The sequence below is a fragment of the Xanthomonas citri pv. citri genome (assembly GCF_000961215.1).
Classification (GTDB): domain Bacteria; phylum Pseudomonadota; class Gammaproteobacteria; order Xanthomonadales; family Xanthomonadaceae; genus Xanthomonas; species Xanthomonas cissicola.
This window is the reverse complement of sequence record NZ_CP008998.1, coordinates 4,324,501-4,339,763: the sequence shown is the minus strand read 5'-3', so window position 1 is coordinate 4,339,763 and position 15,263 is coordinate 4,324,501. Positions and strand designations below refer to the sequence as shown.

16 protein-coding genes are annotated in these 15,263 nt (G+C 66.3%); 9 read left to right on the top strand and 7 right to left on the bottom strand.

Features of this window, described 5'->3' with window-relative positions; translation table 11 throughout:
- The first annotated feature begins 234 nt into the window (after positions 1 to 234).
- The 5 genes from AMD14_RS19050 (at position 235) to AMD14_RS19030 (ending at position 5,169) form a co-directional block, all read left to right on the top strand.
- Positions 235 to 681: a hypothetical protein gene (locus tag AMD14_RS19050; protein ID WP_003489144.1), complete on the top strand. Its 447-nt coding sequence runs from the start codon at positions 235 to 237 to the stop codon at positions 679 to 681.
- Positions 668 to 958 carry a hypothetical protein gene (locus AMD14_RS19045; protein WP_011052444.1) on the top strand — a complete coding sequence of 97 codons (291 nt, stop codon included), beginning with the start codon at positions 668 to 670 and terminating at the stop codon, positions 956 to 958. The genes AMD14_RS19050 and AMD14_RS19045 overlap by 14 nt, the downstream gene beginning before the upstream one ends.
- 105 nt (positions 959 to 1,063) lie before the next feature.
- A complete protein-coding gene (locus AMD14_RS19040; protein WP_015472760.1) occupies positions 1,064 to 3,100 on the top strand; it encodes a PAS domain-containing hybrid sensor histidine kinase/response regulator in 2,037 nt (678 codons plus the stop codon).
- Between the two features lie 335 nt (positions 3,101 to 3,435).
- Positions 3,436 to 3,744: a DUF3247 family protein gene (locus tag AMD14_RS19035; protein WP_015463636.1), complete on the top strand. Its 309-nt coding sequence runs from the start codon at positions 3,436 to 3,438 to the stop codon at positions 3,742 to 3,744.
- A gap of 87 nt (positions 3,745 to 3,831) precedes the next feature.
- Entirely contained in the window at positions 3,832 to 5,169 is a 1,338-nt protein-coding gene (locus AMD14_RS19030) for a PQQ-dependent sugar dehydrogenase (protein WP_011052441.1), read from the top strand.
- 195 nt (positions 5,170 to 5,364) lie between these two features.
- On the opposite strand, the gene AMD14_RS19025 is transcribed toward AMD14_RS19030, so the two are convergent.
- Positions 5,365 to 5,625 (bottom strand): hypothetical protein, encoded by a 261-nt coding sequence (locus AMD14_RS19025; RefSeq protein ID WP_003489154.1) that lies wholly within the window; start codon positions 5,623 to 5,625, stop codon positions 5,365 to 5,367.
- A gap of 147 nt (positions 5,626 to 5,772) precedes the next feature.
- Here AMD14_RS19025 and AMD14_RS19020 point away from each other — a divergent pair, with 147 nt between their 5' ends.
- From AMD14_RS19020 to AMD14_RS19010, 3 genes are read left to right on the top strand one after another with little or no spacing between them, the layout of a single operon-like run.
- The gene (locus AMD14_RS19020) at positions 5,773 to 6,840 is read left to right on the top strand and encodes a class I SAM-dependent methyltransferase (protein WP_011052440.1); all 1,068 of its coding nucleotides are present in this window, start codon (positions 5,773 to 5,775) and stop codon (positions 6,838 to 6,840) included.
- Positions 6,837 to 7,550, top strand: a complete 714-nt coding sequence (locus AMD14_RS19015; RefSeq protein WP_011052439.1) for a pseudouridine synthase — start codon at positions 6,837 to 6,839, stop codon at positions 7,548 to 7,550. The genes AMD14_RS19020 and AMD14_RS19015 overlap by 4 nt, the downstream gene beginning before the upstream one ends.
- The gene (locus AMD14_RS19010; protein WP_011052438.1) at positions 7,547 to 8,227 is read left to right on the top strand and encodes an HAD family hydrolase; all 681 of its coding nucleotides are present in this window, start codon (positions 7,547 to 7,549) and stop codon (positions 8,225 to 8,227) included. Before AMD14_RS19015 ends, AMD14_RS19010 begins: the two co-directional genes overlap by 4 nt.
- Before the next feature lie 289 nt (positions 8,228 to 8,516).
- Here AMD14_RS19010 and AMD14_RS19005 read toward each other — a convergent pair whose 3' ends face one another.
- From AMD14_RS19005 to AMD14_RS18975, 6 genes are all read right to left on the bottom strand, one after another.
- The gene (locus AMD14_RS19005; protein WP_015463635.1) at positions 8,517 to 9,323 is read right to left on the bottom strand and encodes an SDR family oxidoreductase; all 807 of its coding nucleotides are present in this window, start codon (positions 9,321 to 9,323) and stop codon (positions 8,517 to 8,519) included.
- A gap of 408 nt (positions 9,324 to 9,731) precedes the next feature.
- Positions 9,732 to 10,292: a DUF1415 domain-containing protein gene (locus AMD14_RS18995; protein ID WP_003489167.1), complete on the bottom strand. Its 561-nt coding sequence runs from the start codon at positions 10,290 to 10,292 to the stop codon at positions 9,732 to 9,734.
- Positions 10,293 to 10,448: 156 nt separating this feature from the next.
- Positions 10,449 to 11,276 carry an alpha/beta hydrolase gene (locus tag AMD14_RS18990; RefSeq protein ID WP_015463634.1) on the bottom strand — a complete coding sequence of 276 codons (828 nt, stop codon included), beginning with the start codon at positions 11,274 to 11,276 and terminating at the stop codon, positions 10,449 to 10,451.
- On the bottom strand, positions 11,263 to 12,999 hold the full coding sequence (locus tag AMD14_RS18985) for an ATP-binding response regulator (RefSeq protein ID WP_015463633.1): 1,737 nt from the start codon (positions 12,997 to 12,999) through the stop codon (positions 11,263 to 11,265). Before AMD14_RS18985 ends, AMD14_RS18990 begins: the two co-directional genes overlap by 14 nt.
- Entirely contained in the window at positions 12,992 to 13,453 is a 462-nt protein-coding gene (locus AMD14_RS18980; protein WP_003489176.1) for a hypothetical protein, read from the bottom strand. Before AMD14_RS18980 ends, AMD14_RS18985 begins: the two co-directional genes overlap by 8 nt.
- 145 nt (positions 13,454 to 13,598) lie before the next feature.
- The gene (locus AMD14_RS18975) at positions 13,599 to 14,084 is read right to left on the bottom strand and encodes a YajQ family cyclic di-GMP-binding protein (protein ID WP_003489178.1); all 486 of its coding nucleotides are present in this window, start codon (positions 14,082 to 14,084) and stop codon (positions 13,599 to 13,601) included.
- A 107-nt stretch (positions 14,085 to 14,191) separates the two neighbouring features.
- On the opposite strand from AMD14_RS18975, the gene AMD14_RS18970 reads away from it, so the two are divergent.
- On the top strand, positions 14,192 to 15,088 hold the full coding sequence (locus AMD14_RS18970; RefSeq protein ID WP_011052433.1) for a DMT family transporter: 897 nt from the start codon (positions 14,192 to 14,194) through the stop codon (positions 15,086 to 15,088).
- Positions 15,089 to 15,263 lie beyond the last annotated feature (175 nt).

Here is a 15,263-nt window from a genome sequence, read left to right as displayed (position 1 = left end):
CGGAAGGTACGTTGTGTATCGGCTGTTCTCGCAGTGTGGGGGTGCTTCCGAGAGCCCGCAACGCGCTGCACGCCTGGGTTCGCGACCACGTTGCCGCGCGGTTAATCCGCACCGCAAAGCCATGACGGCAGGTTCACTGCGCCTGCGCCCGCGCTTCACGGCACAGCCCGGAAGATCACCAGCATGGACACCCACTCTTTCCGCACAAAATCAGCGTCTTCGGCGCCGGCACACATGCCGTCGGACGTGCGTTTGCAATTCATCGACTGGGCCAAACAGCACGGTCACAACCCCGCGTCCGGTGCGGCCGCCTTCGTGGCACTGCAGAGCGAGGTCGACCTGGACCTGGCCACGCGCGCGTTGCAACTGGAGCCGGGTGCCGATCCGCGTGATGCGCTCCGCGAGCATCTGGCGGCGTTGGCGCGCCAGGTGGATGTGGCCGTGCAGTTCCCGCCGGTCTACACCTATACCGCGGCCAATGGCCTGGACTACCGCTATTCGCTGATGTTGGTCATTGCCGAAGATTGCGTGGAGTGGACCGGCCGGGTCTGGCACGACCTAGACTACCAGGGGATGCTCACCGGCCGTGGACAGGGTCCGCGCGCTAACTACACCCAGCTGGCGCGCATGGCGCTGGAACACGAGCTTGATCAGGAGCGTCCCCGTTATGTCCAGGCATGAACTCGAATTGCAACTGCCGGTGGGCGCGCAGATTGCCACTGGGGAAGACGGCTTCAGCCAGCGCTGCCGCGTCGAATGCGCACAGTTGGGGGTGGCGCGGGTGCGCCTGTTGCTGCTGGATTCCGATTACACACGGTCCACCGCCTGGCGCGAGGAAGCGCAGCGCTGGATGGACGAGCAGCTGCGCCGCGAGGGGGAATGGGTCTTCCGCGGCGTGATCGCCGGCATCGTGGTGCTGGCAACCTGCATCGGCTTCGCTGCCACCACCTTGTGGTGAGCCCGGGACTTGGCAACGAAAACGTGAACTTTGGCAGCCTGGCGTGCACCCGCTGACGACATCGGGCATGGTTTCATCTGCCCGTCATCCGCTCCGGCAGCATCCGTGGTTTCCGATTTGAGCACTCCTCCTTCCAGCCCTACGCTGGCTGCCGCACTGCCGGCCGCCATCGCCGAGCCGTTTCTGGACCCGGCGATGTATCACGAGATTTTCCACAACATCGACGCCGGGTTTTGCGTCATCGACATGGTGTTCGACGGCGAGCAGGCGGTGGACTATGTGATCCGCACCACCAATGGCGCCTTCGAGCGCTATACCGGTCTGTCGCCCAACGCACTGAACGTCTCCATCCGCAACCTGCTCCCCGAACACGAGCAGGAATGGTTCGACCGCTATGGTCACGTTGCGCGCACCGGCAACCGCATCCACTTCGAAATGCAGGCCAAGGCGCTCAAGCGCTGGTATTCGGTGGATGCGTTCCGGGTCGGGCAGCCGGAGCAGGCGCGGGTGGCGATCCTGTTCATGGACATCACCGAGCGCAAACGCGTCGAGCGCGAGCTGGCCGAAAGCGAGGCGCGTTTCAGTGCGCTGGCCGACGGCTTGCCGATGCCGGTGTGGGTGCTGGACGCGCAGGGCGTGGTGCGCTTCGTCAACAGCGCGTATGGCGAATTCTTTGGCCTGGATATCTCCAGCGGTACGGTGTCGGCGTGGAGCGAACTGCTGCATCCGGACGACTTGCCGACCTTCCAGTTCGAGCTGGCGGCATCGCTGCAGGAACAGCGCGGCCTGCGCGCGCTGGTGCGCGCGCGCCGCCATGATGGGCAGTGGCGCTGGATCGAAATGACCGCCACCCCGCGCTATTCGGCCGACGGCCGTTTCATCGGCCTGGCCGGCAGCAGCCCGGACGTGACCGAGCAGCGCGAGATCGAACTGGCGCGCGAGCAATTGCTGGAGTCCGAGCGCAGCGCGCGCAACGAGGCCGAAAGCATGGCGCGGCTGAAGGACGAGTTCCTGGCCACGCTGTCGCACGAACTGCGCACCCCGCTGACCACCATCCTGGGCTGGAGCGAGTTGCTGCTGCAGCGGGTCGAAGAAGGCCAGCCCTACTACAAGGGGCTGTCGGTGATCGCCAGCAGCGCACGTGCGCAGAAGCGGCTGATTTCCGACATGCTCGATCTCAGCAGCATGTTGCTGGGCAAGGTGCAGCTGGAAGTCGAATCGCTGGATCTGGTCGAGCAGGTGCGCGAAGCCTTGAATACCCAGGAACTGGCTGCCGAAGGCAAGGACCAGGTCCTGGAGCTGCATGTGCCGCCCACGCCGTGCCTGGTGCTTGGCGATGCCACGCGCCTGCAGCAGGTGTTGTGGAACTTGCTGTCCAACGCGATCAAGTTCACCCCGGCACATGGTCGTATCGACGTCAAGATCGAGCGCGACGACGGGCATCTGGTGGTATCGGTCTGCGACTCCGGCGATGGCATTGCAGCGGAATTCCTGCCGCATCTGTTCGGCCGTTTCCGCCAGGCCGACGGCACCACCACGCGCCAGCATGGCGGCCTTGGTCTGGGCCTGGCCATCGTGCAACAGCTGGTGGAAATGCACGGCGGCCAGGTCGGTGCCACCAGTGGCGGCCGTGGCAAGGGCGCGACCTTCACCGTGCGGCTGCCGGAACACGTTCCCGATCAGGCCAAGCGCCCACGCCGCGAATTGCGGCGGCGTCTGATGTCCGAACAGATCGTCGAAGCGCGCGCGCTCAACGGTCTGCGCCTGCTGGCGGTCGAAGACCAACCGGACATGCTCGATTATCTGCGGCGTCTGCTCGAAGAGCAGGGCGCCGAAGTGGTCACCGCCGGCAGCGCCACCGATGCGCTGGCATTGATCGATCATCGTGGCCACGCGCGCTTCGATCTGATGCTGACCGATATCGGCATGCCGGGCATGGACGGTTACGGCTTGATCCGCACGGTGCGCGAAAACCTCGGGTTGACTGCTACCGCGTTGCCGGCCGTGGCAGTCACCGCCCTGGCCCGCGAAGACGATCGCAAGCGCGCGCTGGAGTCCGGGTTTCAGGAACATCTGGCCAAGCCCTACAGCGTGGCGCAGCTGGTCACGGCCGTGCGTGCCGCCCGCCAGGCGGTGGAGTAACCGGCGCGCGGCGGTACGGCCGCGCATCGGGTGATGGCAACGTGGGTGAGGCGACGCGTTGGATACGCAGTAGCGCGTATGGGTTGGGTACTACTGGGCGCCTTTCCGTGAGGTGCTGATCTGCCCCAGAACAACCGATCATTGCGACGAACAGGTGCTGTCGTGGATGAGCCTTTCCCCACAGTCGTGGCATGGTCGCGATAGAAGACGGATGCGTGCGCATGCTGCTGGGTGCGAATGCCGTGCCAACGCCGACCACTAGCACCCGGTGCGTTTTCTGCCTCTTTCACGCATGCTGGCCTAGCGTGATGCGCTCAGCTCATGGAGATCGCGCAATGCCCAAGTACGCCCCGCACGTGTATTCCGAACAGGTCCAGATCGCCACGCTCGAACATTGGGTGTCCCTGCTCGATGGTCAGGAGCGCGTGCGGATCGAGCTCGACGACGGCAGCATGATCAGCGGCACAGTCGCCGTGCGCCCCAGCCTGCAGACCTATCTCGACGAACACGACAACGAAGGATTGAACGGTCAGCTGCGGTTGGACCTGTTGGATACGTCGCAGGAGCCGCAATGGATCTGGATGGACCGGATCGTGGCGGTGCACCCGTTGTTGCTGGGTGCCGATCCGCAAGTCATGCCGTGACGGCGGTGTGTTGACGGTGTGTTTACTTCTCACCGTCGCGTTGGCGGCATGATCACTGGCCGACGCAACCGTCCAGGTTTGCCCGCAATGAATGCATCCCGATTGAAGTTCGCTCGCTGGCCGCTGGCGTTGATGGCGCTTGTCGTCCTCGCCGCGTGCGGCGATACGGCGACGTTGGCGATCGAACAGGGGACCGGGCCGGACCCGCAATTGCCCGAGCCGGTGAAGCGTCTGATTCCCACCGTCAAGGTGGCGCCGGTCAAACGCTGGGCAGCCAATGCCAAGCCCATCGCGGCCGACGATCTGCAGGTTGCCGCGTTTGCGCGCGATCTGGATCACCCGCGCTGGATCTACGTGCTGCCCAACGGCGATGTGTTGGTGGCCGAAACGGCCGAGCCGCCCAAGCCCGAAGATGCCGAAGCCGGCGGCGGGCTGCGCAAGAAAGTGCAGGGCGCGATGATGAAAAAGGCCGGCGCGGCGGTGGCGAGCGCTAATCGCATCACCTTGCTGCGCGATGCCGATGGCGACGGCGTGGCAGAGGTGCGTACGCAGTTCGTCAGCGGCCTGTTTTCGCCGTTCGGCATGGCGCTGATCGGCGACCGCTTTTATGTCGCCAATGCCGATGCGCTGGTGAGTTTTCCGTACAAGGCCGGCGACACGCATCTCACCGCCAAGCCGACCTTCGTCGCCAATCTGCCCGGCGGAATCAACCACCATTGGACCAAGTCGCTGCTGGCCAGCCCGGACGGCAGCAAGCTCTATGTCGGCGTCGGCTCCAACAGCAACGTGGCCGAAAATGGCATGGAAGCCGAGCTCAATCGTGCGGCGATCCTGGAGATCGACCCAGCCACCGGCAGCAGCCGCGTCTTCGCTGGCGGCTTGCGCAACCCGGTGGGCACCGCGTGGGAGCCGCAGAGCAAATCGCTGTGGGTGGTGGTTAACGAGCGCGACGAAATCGGCAGCGACCTGGTGCCGGACTACCTGACCTCGGTGCGCGGCGGCGGTTTTTACGGCTGGCCGTACAGCTACTACGGCCAGCACGTGGACGAGCGGGTCAAACCGCAGAATGCCGAACTGGTGGCCAAAGCGATCAAGCCCGACTACGCGCTCGGCCCGCATACCGCATCGCTCGGCCTGAGTTTCGCCAGCGGCACCTTGCTGCCCGAGCGTTTCCGCCAGGGCGCCTTCATCGGCCAGCACGGCTCGTGGAATCGCGACCCGCCCAGCGGCTACAAGGTGCTGTTTGTCCCGTTCGCCGACGGCAAGCCCAATGGTCCGCCGATCACGGTGCTGGATGGATTCCTGGATGCCGAAGGCAATGCGCAGGGCCGCCCGGTGGGTGTGGCGTCGGACAGTCGCGGCGCACTGCTGGTGGCCGACGACGTGGGCAACGTGATCTGGCGGGTGACGCCGAAGGCGCGTTGAGTCCGCGCGCCGATCGTTTGCGTGGGTCGAGCAAATCGCGTCCGGTAGACGCAAGAACCGGGCAAGAGCCCGGCCTACCATGGCGCGGCGTGCCGGCAGCGGCCTATGCAGATTGTGCAGTCAAGGACGCTTGACGCACGCTCCATCGCGCGTGCGGCAGACGTTCCAGAGCCTGCGTCAGCTGCCTCGTCCCCCTCAGCGTGGCGCTTCCGGCGAGGCGCTGAAGCGCCGCGCATAGCCACGCTCTTCGGTAATGCGGGTGATGTCGTCGTCTGCCATTTCCGGGGCGCCATACACCGCGTAGGCCACCGTGCCATCGCCGCGTTCGCCGATCTGGTGCAGGCGGTAGCGGGGTCTGCCGGCGCCGGTGTTTTCGGGGTAGTGCATGGGTGGCGGGGTGTCGTCCAGATCCATTTCGCTGTTGTCGACAACTCCTCCTACGAACAAGGCTCGCATCGCGTCTCTCCGGTGTGGGCGTGATCCCAGCCTAGGCGGGCGAATGTTGCGCGCGCATCAATACTCCGTATACACATTGGAAGGCGCGTGGCGGGCATCTGGCACCGGTCCCTTACAATGACGGCCTGTTCCTGACCCGATGATCCGATGGCTGGCCCGCACGACGCCCCGCTTCAAGCCCTGTTCCTGCCCTTTGCCCAAGGCGCGCTGCCGTGGCCGGAAGGACCGGTCTTGTTTCTGCGCGCGCGCGACGGTTTTCCGCTGCGCGAGCGGGCAACCACCCAGACGCTGACCTGCGAGCAGAGCTTTCGCCCGTTCGCCGAAGCGCTGGAGCGCAATGGGTGGACCGTGCGGGAAGAAAGCGAGATCGAGGCCGACAGCACGCGTTATGCCCTGGTGCTGGTGCTGCCTCCGCGGCAGCGCGAAGAGGCGCGTGCGCTGTTTGCACGTGCGGTGGCGCTGACTGCTCCCGGTGGCCGTGTGGTTGCCTGCCAGTCCAACAACGAAGGCGCACGCTCGGGCGAGGCCGATCTGCGCCAGCTCACCGGACTGGCCGGTAGCCTGACCAAGTACCACTGCCGCACCTACTGGAGCGCGCCGCTGCCGGCCGACACCGATGCCGCGCTGCAGGCGCGCTGGGCAGCGCTGGATGCGCCACGCAAGATTCTGGACGGCCGCTTTGTCAGCCGTCCCGGCGTCTTCGCCTGGGATCGCATCGACCCGGCGTCTGCACTGCTGGTCGAGCATCTGCCCACCACGCTGGCCGGCCATGGCGCCGATCTGGGGGCGGGCTTCGGTTATCTGTCGGCCGAAGTGCTGGCGCGTTGTCCCAAGGTCACCGCGCTGGATCTGTACGAAGCCGAGGCGCGCGCATTGACGCTGGCGCGGCGCAACCTGCAGGACAACGCGCATCCGGCGCAGCTGCACTACCACTGGCGCGATGTCACGGCCGGGTTAGTGGCGCAATACGATTTCATCGTCAGCAACCCGCCGTTCCATACGCCGTCGCGTGCCGACCGCCCGGATATCGGGCAGCGCTTCATTGCGGTGGCCGCACAGGCGCTGCGCCCGGGCGGGCAATTGATGCTGGTCGCCAACCGGCATCTGCCTTACGAACAGGTGCTCAACGACAGTTTCGGGCAGGTACGCGTGGCTGCCGAACGCGATGGGTTCAAGCTGATCGCGGCGATCCGCGGCCGCGGAGCGCGCCCATGAAGCTGGTCAAACACATCGCCAATCTCGGCTATGGCAGCCGCAAGCAGGTCACCCAGCTGTTCCGGCAGGGCGCGATCACCGATGCGCAAGGCGAGGTGCTGTATGCCGACGACCAGGTGGAGCACGACGCCATCCGCATCGATGGCGAACCGCTCGATCCGCCGGCGGGCTTGAGCCTGTTGCTGCACAAACCCAGCGGCTACACCTGCTCGACCAAGGACACCGGCCGGCTGATCTACGAATTGCTGCCGCCACGCTTCCGCCTGCGTGCGCCGGTGTTGGCGCCAGTGGGTCGGCTGGACCGCGAGACCAGCGGCCTGCTGTTGATGACCGACGACGGCGCGCTGCTGCATCGGATCATTTCGCCCAAATCCGCCCTGGACAAGGTGTACGACATCACTCTGGCCGAGGACCTGCGTGGCGACGAGGCCGCGCTGTTCGCCAGCGGCAGCTTGCTGCTGGAAGGCGAAACCAAGCCGCTGCTGCCGGCCGAATTGGAGGTGCTTGGCCCACGCCAGGCGCGGCTGACCCTGCACGAAGGCCGCTATCACCAGGTGCGGCGCATGTTCGCTGCCGCCGGTAGCCACGTGGTCGCGCTGCACCGCAGCCGCATCGGCGGCCTGTCGCTGGATGGATTGCCCTCGGGGCAATGGCGTGCGCTGGAAGCGAGCGATCTTGAGGTGTTGTTCGGCCGCGGCGCCGCGGCATGAGCCACAGTGCAGCGCTGCCGTTTCGCACGCAGGCGGTGATCTTCGACATGGATGGCTTGATGCTCGATAGCGAGCGCGCCATCACGGCCTGCCTGGCGCAGGCCGCCGCCGACCAGGGTCTGCAGATCGAACCGGCCTTCTGGTTGCGCATGGTGGGCACCGGCGATGCGGCCTGCCGCCGGTTGCTCGGCGAACGGATCGGCGAGCAACCGGCCGACACCATGCTGGCGCATGCGCAACGGCTGTATGCCGCCGCGGTCGAGCGCGGCATCCCGCATCGGCCCGGCATCATGGCGCTATTGGACTATCTGGCAGCGCAGCACATGCCACGTGCGGTGGCCACCTCCACCCAGCGCCCGCTGGCGCTGCGCAAGCTGGAAGCGGCCGATCTGTTGTGGCGCTTCGATGCCGTGTGCACGGCCAGCGATGTGGTCCATCCCAAACCTGCACCGGATATCTACCTGTTGGCTGCGCGCACCTTGGCGGTAGACCCCGCGCACTGCCTGGTGCTGGAAGACTCGCCCACCGGCGTACATGCGGCATTGGCGGCCGGCATGACACCGATCCAGATTCCGGACCTGCTCGAACCCGATGCCACCGTGCGTGCGCTCGGCCACCGCATCCTGCCCTCGCTAGTCGATGCGCAACGCTTGCTGGAAGCACGCTTGTCGGGGTGATGGGTTCGGGGGGATACGTCCCGGTGCCAGCTCCGGTGCCAGCTCACGCGCCAGCCGAGCTGTGATCACGCAGGTGCTGCAGACCGGCTCGCTGCGCTGCCCTTAGAACGTGTGATGCACGTTGAGATGAGATGCGTCGGCCGCCAGAGGTGCTGCGCGGGTGCTGCGTGGCGCCGGCTTGGCTGGCGCCAAGGCAAGCCGCGCAGCGCGCGCTCCGAGCCGCTGACGGCCAACCCTCCGGGACGCGCCACAGGACGCTTCGCACTCACCTCAAAGCACATAACACGCTCTACGCGTAGTGCATCTTGCGCGACATGCCGCCGTCGACGATGAAATCCTGCCCGGTGACGAAGCCGGACAGCTGCGGCGCGAGCAGATACACCGCCAGCTGCGCAATGTCTTCGGGCGTGCCCACGCGCCCGGCCGGATGCTGCGCATGGTCGCGACGCGACAATTTCGGCGCCCGCCGGCGTTGCGGCGCGCGCCACGCATCGGTGCTGATCCACCCCGGGCTGATGCTGTTGACGCGCACATGCGGCCCCTCGCTCAGCGCCAGCGCGTGGGTAAAGGCCACCAGGCCGCCCTTGGCTGCGGCGTAGGCTTCGCTGTGCGGCTCCGATTGCCAGGCGCGGGTGGAGGCGATGTTGACGATCGCGCCACCGGCTGGCGCCTGCCTGAGCGCGGGCAGTGCCTGCTTGCTGCACAGGAAGGCGCCGTGCAGGCTGGAAAGCCGGCTGTTCCATGTGTCCCAGTCCAGTTGCGGCAGCGCTGCGATACGCGGATCGGGCACACCGGCATTGTTGACCAGGCCGTCGATGCGCCCGAAGCGCTTGAGCGCCGTGGCGACCAGGCGCGTGGCCTGCGCCTGGCGCGCGGCATCGCAGCGTACGAAAGCGCTGCGGCGCGGCAGTGCCCATTCCTGTAGGCAGGCCTTGCCCGCATCGGCATCCAGATCGCCAATCACCACGCTGCCGCCCGCGCCCAGCACCGCCTGTGCAATGCCGCGGCCAATGCCTTGCGCCCCACCGGTGATCACCACCACGCGGTCCTGCAGCGGCGACGGGTTCCATGCGGAAATTGCGGGGATCAAGGCCATGGCATGCGGCACGTGGGTGAGGGTGGCGGCACTGTAGCGCGGGGGTTGTCGTCGTCGCAGCAACGTGGGGCGCGTATGAGAATTCGGCGCACGTGCCGACGCGTGCGCTCGATGTCATCCACATTGGATCTGACAGATGCGGGCTGATCTGAGCAGGTGCCGGGCGGTGTGCGTTTCACCCTCTCCCTGCGCCACACTGTGCTGCTGCGCTTCCACGCGATCACCCGATTGCCCGGTGCCACGCGTGCGCAGCGCGCCTGGCGGCACGGGTCGCTCGACTAATGTCGACGGCGAGCACGTGATCCGCATGCGGTTGAAGAACTTCCGCCATGTTTTGTGTCGACTCCCTGCGGGCGCAGATGGGCGAGAGTCGCGCTCGCCTGCAGTCCCGCGCGGTAGCTGCAGCACTCAGTGCTCGGCGCCGTTCAACACGCGCTCCCAGCCGTCGCTGCCCAGGCGTTCGAGCGTCTGGATATTGCGTTCGACAATCACATCCGGATCCGGGAACGCCGCCACTGCACGCTCGACGCTGTCTTCGCGCAACAGATGCAAGGTGGGGAAGGGCGAGCGGTTGGTGAAGTTGGCCACATCGTCCAGCGCCGCGCCTGCGAACTGGTAGTCCGGATGGAAGCTGGCCACCTGCAACACGCCTTGCAGGTCCAGCGCTTCCACCGCCGCATCGGCATTGTCGAGAAAGTCGTTGTAGTCCAGGAAGTCGGTGAGCACGTCCGGGTGCACGATCAGCGTGGTGTCGATCTGTTCGGCCGGTGTATCGCGCAGCAGCACTAGTTCCTCGGCCAGTTGTTCCAGCAGGGCTTCGGGCGTGCTGGCATCGCTGAGCACCAGCCGCACCTGCTCCTTGACGTACACCGCCTTGGCGAACGGACACAGGTTCAATCCGATCACCGCGCGTTCGATCCATCTGCGGGTGTCGGCGATCGGATCGGAGGTCGCGGGCGTGGTGGTCATCGTGGCGGCAGCGGGATGGCGCGCCAGTGTATGCGATCGCTATGCGGCGGGCCGCGCGCGTGGTTGCTGGCAGCACCGGGCGCTAGTGGGCACCGTCGCGACGCTGCCAGCAAGGCGGCAGGTTTCTTTCCGCCACGCACGCAGACCAGCTTGCGCTCATGCACCCCGGCCGTGCGGCCCAGCACACAGCTGCGCCTGCAAGAACGCGATGGACGCCTGCGCTACGGCGCCGGCCAGCGGCGTCTTGTGCGGCGACCCGATCGCATGCGCGCCGGTGTCGAAGGCCAGCGCCTGCCTGTGCGCCGGCGCAGTGCCCAGCGCTGCGAACATCTGCAGCATCGCCTGCACCGAGGCAACGCCGTCTTCGCGGCCATCGGCAGCGCGGTAATAGCCTAGAAATACCGGGCAGCGCACGCGTGGCCACGGCGGATCGGCGGCCACGCGCTCAAACAGGTCACGCAAGGCGCGAAATCCGTCCGGATGGATCGTCTCCGACCAGAACGCACGCGCGGCAGGCGTGCGCGTGCGCGGGTCGATCAGCGGGGCCTGTGCGGCGCAGAGCTGTTCGAGCAATGCCGGGTCGGCGGGCCGGATGCCGGGCGACCAAGCGACCACACCGGCCACCGCGTCCGGGCACTGCGTGGCCAGCCACAAACCCAGCGTGGCGCCCATCGACGAGCCGACGATCGCAACCCGCTCGCCCATGCGTTGCGCCTGGGCCAGTGCTTCCAGCGCCGAGGCCTGCAACACCGCCGGGGTGAGCCCCTGCATCGCATCGGCGGCGGCGAGCCCGTGCCCGGGCCAGCGATGCACGTAGCCGTTGGCGGTCAGCGTATCGGCCATCTGTTCGGGTAGCGTGCCTGCTTCGCCCGGGCTGGCGCTGAAGCCGTGCAGGTACAGCACCACCAGCGGCGTGCTGGCGTGTGCGGCATGGTGCCAGTAGACGCGTGCGGCGTTGCCCGGCTTGAGCTCAGGGGCGTGCATGGCTGGCGTGCTGGGCGAGCAATGCCAGCAACTCGTGCGCATTGATCGGCTTGGGCAGGTAGCCGGCCACGCCCGCCGCGCTGGCGTCGCGCATCGAATCGGTCCGGGTGTCGGCGGTCAGCACGATGATCGGCGGCAGCGCCGACATCGCATCGCGCGCTTCGCGCAGCGCATCCCAGCCGGACGTACCGGGCATGTGCAGGTCCAGGAACACCAGGTCCGGCGCTGCCTCGCGGATGCGCTGCACCGCATCGGTGCCATCGACCTGGAAGCTCACCCGATGCCCGGCGCGGGTCAGCAGATTGCCGATCACCAGACGATTGGTATCCATGTCTTCAAAGACCAGGCAATGCAGGGAGGGTACGTTTTGTGCGTGCTGGGCCAGCGCATCGCGCAGTGCGAGCGTATTGCTACCGGCCGCGGTGCCGGGCAGTTCGAAGATCCAGCGAAAGATGCTGCCACCGGCGGGGTTGTCGCTCACGGTGAGGCTGCCGCCCATCGCATCGGAGACGGACAGCGCGATGTACAGGCCCAGGCCCACGCCGCCCTCGACGCGACTGAAGCCGGTACTGAGCTGAGTGAACGGGGTGAAGATGTAGGCCTTCTGATCGTCCGGTACGCCGATACCGGTGTCGGTGACGGTCACTGCGATGCTCCAGCGCTCCTGCACCTGGGTCGCGTCGATCAGCAGATCCACCGTGCCGCCGGCCGGGGTGAACTTGATCGCGTTGATCACCAGGTTGCTGATCACCTGTTCGATGCGGCCTTCGTCGCCCATCACATGCGGTGCTTGCGGGCTATCGACACGCACATCGAGCGTGACGCCCTTGCTGGACGCCGCGGTGGCGCAGACCGCTTTCACCGTGGTGACCACGTCCAGCAGGTTCAAGGGCTTGCGATGCAGCTGCAGGCGCCCGCCATCGATGCTGGCCACGTCCAGCACCTCGTTGACACGATGGCGCAGTGCGGTCGCATTGGCGGTCACCGATTGCAGCAACTCGCGTTGCTGCGCCGGCATTTGTTCGGTCTCGATCAACTGGGCGCAGTTGATCACCGCATTCAGCGGGGTGCGCAATTCGTGGCTCATGGTGCTGATGAAACGGCTTTGCGCATCGCGCGAGGCCAGCGCCTGCAGTGCCACTTCCTGCATCGCAAGCACGATCCGCGCCACCAGCAACGGCAGCACGATGATCAGCGCCACGGCATAGACGAAATATGCCGGACGCGACAGCCAGTAGCCTGACGGTGCGGTCAACAGCATCAGCACGAAGGTGCTGAGCAACACCGGAAATATCGCGCGTTGCCCGTAACGCGCCACCGCAGCGATGGTGATGAACGGCAAAAATGCGTTCAACGACATCAGCAGGATGAAGGCCAGGTAGGTCTGGATGCCGATGAACAGCAGGTTCATCGCAAACCCCATCGCATCGAGCCATTCGCTGGGCGCAATGACACGGCGGCGCACCAGCAGCATCCACACCACCGACAGCGCCCACAGGCTCAGCGCAGTGGGAAAGACATGGTGCGCGTCGGCCACCAGCACCGGTTGCGGCCCGTACAGCCAGCCCAGGCACCACGCAGTGACGATGGTCTGCACGATCACACGGCCGACGCAGGCGCGATATTCCAGGAACGACTCGAACAGCCGCACCAGTCTGTCGTTATGCAATTGCCTGGCGGCCAGGATCAGGCCGGGCGCTGCGCGATTGGGAGTGCTACGCATGAGGGTCCGCGTCGTCTGAGGGGAGGGTACGCCGGTACTGCTTGACCAGCAGGCCAGCCGCGTTCGCCACCGCAGTGAAGCGCTGCGCCAGCGTTTCGCCCAGTGCGCCGTGGCTTGCGGCGTCGCGCAACTGGTCGCAGGCCTTGAGCAACTGCTGCGAGCCGGTCAGCGAAATGGTGTTTTTCAACGAGTGGATCTGCTGCAGCGCCTGCGCCTGTGGCATGCCGGCATCGTCGAGCGTACAGGTGGCGATGGCATGTTCGATCTCCACCAGGAAGGCATCGGCAAACGCCGCTGCCGCTACCGGATCCAGGCCGGCCATGGTGTGCAGCGTCGAGCCGGCCTCGATGCGTGGTTGCGCATGGGCGGCGGCGTGCCTGGCGTGTTCGCCCGCTGCGTTCGCCGGCCCGTGCATGCGCAGGCGTTGCAACAGGCTGGCGAACAGGTCGCGCATGCTCGCAGGCTAGGCCAGTGCGGCCAGGTGACGGGCGCAACCGCCCGGTGTGCGGCGCGCGGGCCGCAGACGCCAATCCGGCTCACCCGGCTGCACTGCACGCACCGGCAGTGCCGTCCCGATCGTTACGATCACCCAGACGCACTCAATCGCGGAAGTTGTCGAACTGCAACGGCAGTTCGAAGTCGGCCTTTTTCAGCAGCGCGATCGCGTCCTGCAGATCGTCGCGCTTCTTTCCGGTAACGCGCAGCTTGTCGCCATTGATCTGTGCCTCGACCTTGAGCTTGGCTTCCTTCAACTTGGCCACCAGCTGCTTGGCCTGCTTCTGCTCGATGCCTTGCTTGACGGTCACTTTCTGCCGCGCGCCGGCCAGATTGGTTTCCACATCGCCAAATTCCAGGCATCGGATGTCGATGCCGCGCGCCAGCAGCCGAGCGCGCAGGATGTCGGTCATCTGCTTGATCTGGAAATCGCTGGGCGCGGACTGGTTGATCACCTTGCCGTCTTCCAGCTCGAACCTGGCCTCGACGCCTTTGAAGTCGAAACGTGTGTCCAGCTCGCGGTTGGCCTGATCCACCGCATTGGTCAGTTCGTGCTTGTCTACTTCGGACACAACGTCGAAGGAAGGCATGCAAAGCTCCTGCAATTGAAAAACAGCCGCCATTCTAGGCCATCGTGCCGCGCCGGCCGTCATGCCGGCATTGGCGGGCGTGCCAGTGCCGCGGCGATAATGCGCGCATGCCCACCACCCGCTCCCCGCTTCCCGCCATCGCCTGGATGGTGGCCGCCGTTGCCTGTTTCTCGCTGATGGATGCGGGAATGAAGCTGCTCTCGGCGCATTACCCGCCGCTGCAGGTCACCTTGTTGCGCGGCGGCGCCTCGTTGCCGTTCGTGCTGGTGTGGGTGTTCGCCACCGCCGGGCCGCGGGCGATCGTGCCGGTGCGCTGGGGACTGCATCTGCTGCGTGGGGTGCTGGGCATGGTGATGATCGGCTGCTTCGTCTTTGGCATCAAACGTATGCCCTTGTCCACCACCTACACGCTGTATTTCGTGGCGCCGCTGCTGGTGGCCGCGCTGTCGGTGCCGCTGCTGGGCGAGCATGTCGGCCCGCGCCGCTGGACCGCCATTGGCATTGGCCTGGTCGGGGTGATCGTGGTGCTGCGCCCGGGCGTGGACGGGCTGATCTCGCTGCCCGGGCTGATGGTGTTGCTGGCCGCCACTGCCTATGCCGTCGCGGCGGTCACCGTGAGCCTGTTGACCCGCACCGACACCCCGCAGGCAATGGTGGTGTGGTTCTTGCTGTTCATGGCCATCGGCGCCGGGTTGCTGGCCATCCCCGGCTGGGTGCCGCTACAGGCCGGGCACGCCGGGCTGATCGCCGGCATGGGCCTGGCCGGTGCGCTGGGCCAGGTTGCGCTGACCCAGGCCTTCATGCGCGGCGAGGCCTCGATGATCGCCCCGCTGGAATACACCGGTCTGGTCTGGGTGATCGGCTGGGACTGGCTGCTGTGGCAGACCCTGCCCGACAGCTGGACCTGGACCGGCGCGGGCATCATCGTCGCCAGCGGCCTGTATTTGTTGCGCCGGGAGCGGATACGGCAGGCTGACCGTCCGCCGCCGCTGGATAGGCCGTGATTGGGAATTCGGGATTGGGGATTGGGGATTCGTCAAAGCAGGGCGCGCCTGCTCTGACGAGTCCCGGATCTAGGCCTTGCCAGCGTTAGGGATTGGAGGCTCGGGATTCGCAAAGGCCAGGGCGTCCGCTCTTGCGAATCCCCAATCCCGACTCCCGAATCCCAGCCGTTAGAAC